We start from the raw sequence: 7,332 nt of genomic DNA, 5'->3' as shown, positions 1-7,332 counted from the left end.
GTTCCAGGCGGCGCGCTTCGTCACCGAGATGGAGTACCAGCACCTGGTCTTCGAGGAGTTCGCTCGCAAGGTGCAGCCGGCGATCAACCCCTTCGAGCCGTTCGCCTTCACCCAGACCGACCTCAACCCGGCCGTGCGCGCGGAGTTCGCCCACGCGGTCTACCGGTTCGGGCACTCGATGCTGACCGAGACGATCTCGCGTCGCAACATCGACGGGAGCGACAACGACATCCCACTGCTCGACGGCTTCCTCAATCCGCCGGCCTACACCGACGGTGGAAGCGCTGGTCAGCTCAATGCTGCCCAGGCCGCCGGGAGCATCGTGATGGGCATGACCGACCAGATCGGCAACGAGCTCGACGAGTTCGTGACCGACACGCTGCGCAACAACCTGCTCGGCCTGCCGCTGGACCTCGCGACCATCAACATGACACGAGCCCGGTCCGAGGGCGTGCCTCCGCTGAACGTCCTTCGTCGTGACATCTTCAACCAGACGAACGACGGCCAGCTCAAGCCCTACACGAGCTGGGTCGACTTCGGGGAGAACCTCAAGCACCCTGAGTCGCTGGTCAACTTCGTGGCGGCCTACGGTCGACACCCGTCGATCCTGTCCGACGTCGACGGGCCCGACAACATCCTGGTCGACGACCCGGCCACCGCGGCCGACGAGGCGGCCGACAACGGTGGGCCCGCGACACTGAAGTCGCGTCGGGCGGCTGCTGCGAAGCTGGTCAACCCGCTGCTCGGTGACACGTCGACCCCGGAGGACGCTGCTGCGTTCATGAACAGCACGGACGCCTGGGCCAACAACGGGAGCCGGTCCATCACGGGTCTCGACGACGTGGACCTCTGGATGGGCGGCCTCGCCGAGGTGACGACTCCCTTCGGGGGTCTGCTCGGCACGACGTTCAACTACGTGTTCGAGAACCAGCTGACCGACCTGCAGAACGGTGACCGGCTCTACTACCTGGCACGTACGCCGGGCATGAACCTGCGCACCCAGCTCGAGGGCAACTCCTTCGCGGAGCTCATCGAGCGCAACACGGACGGGACGAACACCCTCAAGGCGGACGTCTTCGCCACGGCGGACTGCAAGTTCCAGCTGTCGAACCTCGCGGGGACCCCGGCCGGCTTCACGCAGTTCGGGAACACGGTCGCCAACGATCCTGCCACCGAGTGTGACGAGACGGCGCTGCTGATCCGTCAGCCCAACGGCACGATCCAGTACCGGGCCCGCAACAGCGTGGACCCGGCCGGGATCAACGGCCAGAGCGTCTACAACGGCACACCCGGCGTCGACCGCATCTACGGCGGCAACGACAACGACACCTTCTGGGGTGACGTCGGCAACGACGTCATCGAGGGCGGTGGAGGCGCCGATGTGGCCCTCGGCGGCGTGGGCAACGACATCATCACCGACCTGGCCGGGGACGACGTCCCCAAGGGCGGTCCGGGCAACGACGCCATCGACGCCGGTCCGGGACTGGACATCATCATGGCCGGCGAGGGCAAGGACTTCACCAACGGTGGGGCCAACGCCAACGAGACCTTCGGTGGTGCCGGCGATGACTTCATCATGCTCGGCCAGAGCCTCGATGCAGCCTTCGGTGACAGCGGGCACGACTGGGAAGAGGGCGGTGACCAGCCGGACCTGATGCAGGGTGACAGCGGGAACCTGTTCTTCCTCGACGACTCGCAGTCCCCGGGCTCGGACGTCCTCATCGGCCAGGGCGGCGATGACGACTACGACATGGAGGGTGGCGACGACATCGGGGTCGCCGGACCCGGCATCGAGAAGGTGGCGGCGGCCTCCGGCTACGACTGGGAGATCGCCGGAAGTCCCGGTCAGGGTGACCCCATCGCCCAGGACCTGGACCTGGCCCTGCCGATCGCGCCGCTGGACATCCTGCAGGTCGGTGTCCGCGACAAGTTCAACGAGGCCGAGGCCCTCTCGGGCGGGGTGCTCAACGACATCCTCCGGGGTGACGACGTGGTCCCCAGCGCCGTGGGCGGTGGAGGCTTCATCGGGTGCGACGCGCTCGACCAGGACGGTCTGGACCGGATCTCCGGTCTCGACGCCCTGGTGCCGGCGCTGGCCACGCCGCGTACGGCGGTCGTCGCAGCGTCTGCGGGCGGTGACTGCCCGATCCTGAGCGGCACCAACGTGTGGGGCGACGGCAACATCCTCCTGGGCGGGGCGGGCAACGACCTGATGGAGGGACGAGGCGCCGACGACATCATCGACGGTGACAAGTACCTCAACGTCAGGCTCAGCGTCCGCACCGACCCGGCGGACCCCACCACCGAGATCGGCACCACCGACCTCATGGAGCACCCCTACCTGACGGGTAGCACGACGACGCTGCAGGAGGCGGTCTTCAACGGGACCGTCGACCCGGGCAACATCGTGTTGRTCCGTGAGGTGCTGTCCAGCACAGGAGCCGGCGACGACACGGCGTTGTTCTCCGGCCCCCGGGCCGACTACGACGTCACCTTCGGGGCCGACTCGATCACCGTGGCGCACACCCGCGGAGCTGCGACCGACGGCACGGACACCCTCCGTGGCATCGAGAAGCTGCAGTTCTCCGACACCACGGTGGCCCTGCTCACGCCCGCGGCCCCGGCCGCACCCACGGCGGTCGCAGGCATCGGCTCGGCGACGGTCACCTTCGCCGCTCCGGCGGACAACGGAGGCCCGGCACCGACCAGCTTCACCATCGTCGCCACACCGGCGGCGGTCACAGCGGCCACTCCGGTGGTCACGGTGACGGGTATCGCGGCGCCCGGCAGCCGGGTGGTCACGGGACTGGTCAACGGCACGGCCTACACCTTCCAGGTGCAGGCAGTGAACGAGTTCGGTCCCGGGGCACTGTCCCCGGCGTCCAACTCGGTGACTCCGACGGCTCCGGTCAACGCTCCGCCGACGGTGACGGCCCAGACACCGGCACCCAACGCCACCGGGATTGCGGTGGGGAACAACATCACGGCGACCTTCAGTGAGGCCGTCACCGGAGTCAGCGGAGCGACCTTCACCTTGCGTCAGGGCACCGCCGCCAACGGCGCCCTCATCGCGAGTGCTGTCACCTCGACCGCCACCACGGCGACGCTGAACCCGAACGCCAACCTGGCGCCGAACACCACCTACACCGTCAGGCTGCTGGCCGGAATCCAGGACACGGGCACCCCGCCCGCTGCTCTGGCACCGGTGACGTGGTCCTTTACGACGGCAGCGGCCGCGGTGAACCCGCCGCCGACGGTGACGGCCCAGACACCGGCAGCCAACGCCACCGGTGTCGCAGTCGGGACCAACGCCACGGCGACGTTCAGTGAGGCCGTCAACGGCGTCAACGGAACGACCGTCCAGCTGAGGCGGGTGTCCACCAACGCACTGATTCCGGCGGTGGTCACCTTCAACGCCACCACTCGGGTGGTGACGCTCAACCCGAACGCCAACCTGGCGGCGGGCGTGCAGTACCGCGTCACCCTGACTGGCGGAGCCGCCGCCATCCGGGACCTGGYCGGTGCCCCGCTCGCCACCACGAGCTGGACCTTCACCACGGCGGCGGCGAACCCGGCTCCGACGGTGACGGCTCGGACGCCGGCGGTCAACGCCACCGGGGTGAGCCGGACGGCCAACGTGACGGCGACGTTCAGTGAGGCCGTCAACGGCGTCAGCGGCACGACCGTCCAGCTGAGGGTGGCGGCCACCAACGCCCTGGTCGCTTCGGTGGTCACCTTCAACGCCACCACCCGGGTGGTGACGCTCAACCCGAACGCCACCCTGGCGGCGAACACCCTGTACCGCGTCACCCTGACTGGCGGAGCCACCGCCATCCGGGACCTGGCCGGTGCTGCGCTCACCACCACCACCTGGACCTTCAGGACGGGGGCGTAGGAGGTCGGGCAGCACGTTCCACCACGAAGAGAACGGACACCCCGGGCCTCACGGCCCGGGGTGTTCGTGCGTCGTGTGACGCAGTGACTGGCGGCGCGGGCCGATTTCGTCGTGACGTCCGGGACCGGCTCGACGTACGACGCCGCGCAACTGGCGGCGCGCGACCTCCCGATCCGCGCAACTGGCGGCGGGCGACAGCGCGGCGGACCGGATCCCCGTCGTCCGCCGCCAGTCGGGCCGCAACGCCGGCGTCGGCATCGGCCGACGCGCCGGGGAGGGCTGACGACGTGGCCCTCGAAGAACCGTGGACGGCCCTGGCGGTGGCGCCGACCCACGTCCTGTCAGGTCGGCGAGGCGGCGTACCGCTGGAGGAACAACGCCTCGGTGAGGGCCATGGCGGCGATCTCCCGTGGGTCGACGCTCTCGTTCGGCGCGTGGATGAGTGCCAGCGGCTCCTCGACGCCCATCAGGATGATCTCGGCGTCCGGGTAGGTGTCGGCGAAGACGTTGCACAGCGGGATCGAGCCGCCCTGCCCCAGCCTGGCCATCGGCCGCTCGTAGGACTCCTGCATGGCTTGGGCCATGGCCGTGTACGCCGGCCCGTCCGTCGAGGCCTCGAACGGCGATCCGGTGGCCTCCACCTCGATGGACACGTGCACTCCCCACGGTGCCGCCCGGCGCAGGTGGGCCGTCAGGGCCTCCTGTGCCGCCTCGGGGGTGAGACCGGGCGGGATCCGGAGGTTGAGCCGCGCCGCGACGGTCGGTGCGATCGCCGCCGCCGAGCCGACGACCGGGGGGCAGTCGATGCCGAGCACGGTGAGCGAGGGTCGTGCCCAGAGCATGTCCGAGACCTCACCGTCACCGAGCAGCTCGAGGCCGTCCAGCAGCCCGGCCTCGCGCCGAAACCGCTCGGGAGGGTACGGCTGGCCGTCCCAGCGGCGGGTGTTGTCCAGGCCGTCGACGGTGGTGTTGCCGGCGGCGTCGCGCAGGCTCGCCAGCATGGCGATCAGGGCGGCGAGGGCGTCGGGCGCCGCCCCGGCGAACATCCCGGAGTGCACCTCCGAGGAGAGCGCCTCGACCGTCACGACGACGTCGACCATGCCTCGGAGGCTGACGGTGGCGGCGGGGTGTCCGACGGCGGCGTTGCCGGTGTCACAGACCAGGATCGTGTCCGCGGCGAGYAGCTCGGCGTTGTCGACCACGAAGGCCTCCAGGCCCCCGGTCCCCTGTTCCTCGGAGCCCTCCACCACCACCTTCAGGTTCACCGGCAGGTCCGGCCCGAGGGCCCGGAGGGCGATGAGGTGCATGAGGATGTTCCCCTTGCAGTCCGCCGTCCCCCGTCCGTACCAACGCCCGTCCTTCTCGGTCAGCTCGAACGGCGGTGTCTGCCAGGCGGCGTCGTCGAGCGGTGGCTGGACGTCGTAGTGGGCGTAGAGCAGCACCGTGGGTGCGTCGGGTCGCGCGCACGCGCGGGACCCGACGACGGCGTTGCTGCCGTCCGCAGTCTCGGCCAAGCGGGCGTCGGTGAAGCCGACGGCCACGAACTGCTCGAGCACCCACTCGGCGGCGCGATGGCACTCCTCGGGCGGGAACCGTCGTGCGTCGGCGACGGATCGGATGGCGACGAGCTCGGCCAGCTCGTCACGCGCCCGGGGCATGAGCGCGTCGACACGGGCCCTCAGGTCCATGGGTCGCTCCCCCGCTACCTCGTCGGACACCATCGCCACTCCTCCAACTRTCCATGGGCGACCGCGCCGGTGCCGTGTCCGTCCGGGGTCGCTACTCGCCGGAGGCGTCCTTCGCGTCGCGCTCGATGGCGTCGACGTCAGCCTTGAGCTGCTTCTTCTCCAGCTTCTCCGAGTGGCGCATGGACTTCTCGATGCGGGCCTCCATGTCCATCACGCCGACCACGACCAGGCCTGCCTCGCCCTTGTCGAGGGACTCACCGAGCTCCTTCAGGTCGTCCCGGCTCATGCCGGCGGACGCATGACCGGCCAGGGCCCCGAGGACCGCGCCGCCCGCCGTGGTCGCCGCGAGCAGGCCGCCACCGACAGCCGCGAAGGGGAAGAGCACCACGACGAGACCGGTGGCCAGGCCCGCCCCGCCCCCCAGCACGCCACCGACCCGCGTCGGGGTCTCGTGCTTCTTGGTGATCTTCACCTTGCCGTCGTCGCGGCGATGGATGACCGCGGCGTCGTACGCGTCCATGAGGTCCGCCTCCTTGTGCAGCTCCTTCACCGCGTCGTAGTCGGCCTCGGCGGAATCGAGGTCGGGGTAGACCCCCGCGATCACGATCAGCGTGTCCATGGCCATCGGAGAAACCTCTCTGTCGGTGTTGGCCGTCACGTCGCCGCTCGAGAGGTCGAGGAGCGAGGCGGCCAAGAAGCCCAACGTCGCAAGCGGACGGCCCCGGGTGCCTCATCCTCGACGGGTGATCTGTCCTGCCTCCACGACGTCGAGGTCGCGCAGGGCGTACCGGTGGTGCTCCCACTCCTCGTTGAGGATCACGTGCAGGCAGTGCAGCACGGTCACCCGGTGTGCCGGGTCCCACGGATTCGTCCGGGTGGCAGCGAGCTCGTCGGTGGTCACCGTGGCGAGGAAGTCGCGCACGAGGGCGAGCCGGCCCCGTCGCGCCTCGAGGACGTCCTCCCAGGACGGGACCTGCGTCGTGAACAACGAGACGTCGTGCCCGTCGATCGCATGGGCGCCGTGCGGTACGCCGACCGGGTGGTAGGGGGCGTCGAGCTCGAGGACCGCTCGTCCGAGCCACGTGTCGATCGCCATCACGAGGTGGCGCAGCGTCTGGGCGAAGGACCACTCCCCGGCCACGGAGGTGTCGACCATGTCCCTCGGCATCACGGCGACCCTCTCGAGCGTCGCCGCCCAGGTCTGCTCGAGCCGGGACCACGCGGACTGCAGGCCGGACGGGTCCTCGGCCCTGCGGTCGGCACGGCCGGGAAAGCGCCGGTTGAGCTCGGCCTCGACGAGGGGCGCGACGTCGACGCCGTTGACGTACATGAGGGCGCCGTGCTCGGCCAGCCACGGCGAGTCGATGTGCATGCCCTGGACGTCGACCCCGCGCATCACCGCTCCGGAGAGGTCGACCCCGACGAACCGTGCGCGACGGAGGTCGACGTCGACGAACTCCGCCCCCTGCAGGTCGTCGGACCGGGAGAAGGTGGCCACGACGTCGACTCTTCCACGCCCGGGCCGTGCCGGGAAGGACCGCTCCGACCGCCGGTCTAGCCTCGCACCATGGGATTCGCGTGGGAGGACTCACGGCGGGCCTTCGCCGCAGCTGCGGAGTGGTTCGTGCACACCGCCGCGCTGGTGGGTGACCGGTGGGACCACGACGGCCTGGGTGAGTGGGACGTGCGAGCCCTCGTCGGACACACCAGTCGCGCGTTCCTCACGGTCGAGACCTACCTCGCCCGGCC

General features: G+C 70.1%; 5 protein-coding genes. 2 read left to right on the top strand and 3 right to left on the bottom strand.

Annotated features, from left to right (window positions below; translation table 11 throughout):
- Positions 1 to 3,895, top strand: a 3,895-nt coding sequence (locus ACXJKL_RS10085) for an Ig-like domain-containing protein (RefSeq protein WP_457206924.1), incomplete at its 5' end; no start/stop codon positions are given.
- Between the two features lie 341 nt (positions 3,896 to 4,236).
- On the opposite strand, the gene ACXJKL_RS10080 is transcribed toward ACXJKL_RS10085, so the two are convergent.
- The 3 genes from ACXJKL_RS10080 to ACXJKL_RS10070 form a co-directional block, all read right to left on the bottom strand.
- A complete protein-coding gene (locus ACXJKL_RS10080; protein ID WP_457206923.1) occupies positions 4,237 to 5,583 on the bottom strand; it encodes a M20/M25/M40 family metallo-hydrolase in 1,347 nt (448 codons plus the stop codon).
- Between the two features lie 91 nt (positions 5,584 to 5,674).
- Positions 5,675 to 6,277, bottom strand: a complete 603-nt coding sequence (locus ACXJKL_RS10075; RefSeq protein WP_457206922.1) for a DUF1269 domain-containing protein — start codon at positions 6,275 to 6,277, stop codon at positions 5,675 to 5,677.
- Between the two features lie 36 nt (positions 6,278 to 6,313).
- Positions 6,314 to 7,081 carry a DinB family protein gene (locus tag ACXJKL_RS10070; RefSeq protein WP_457206921.1) on the bottom strand — a complete coding sequence of 256 codons (768 nt, stop codon included), beginning with the start codon at positions 7,079 to 7,081 and terminating at the stop codon, positions 6,314 to 6,316.
- A gap of 69 nt (positions 7,082 to 7,150) precedes the next feature.
- Here ACXJKL_RS10070 and ACXJKL_RS10065 point away from each other — a divergent pair.
- A partial coding sequence (locus ACXJKL_RS10065; protein ID WP_457206920.1) for a hypothetical protein occupies positions 7,151 to 7,332 on the top strand: 182 nt, incomplete at its 3' end.

Source organism: Nocardioides sp. P5_C9_2 (genome assembly GCF_054049555.1).
This window is presented reverse-complemented; position numbering and strand designations above follow the sequence as displayed.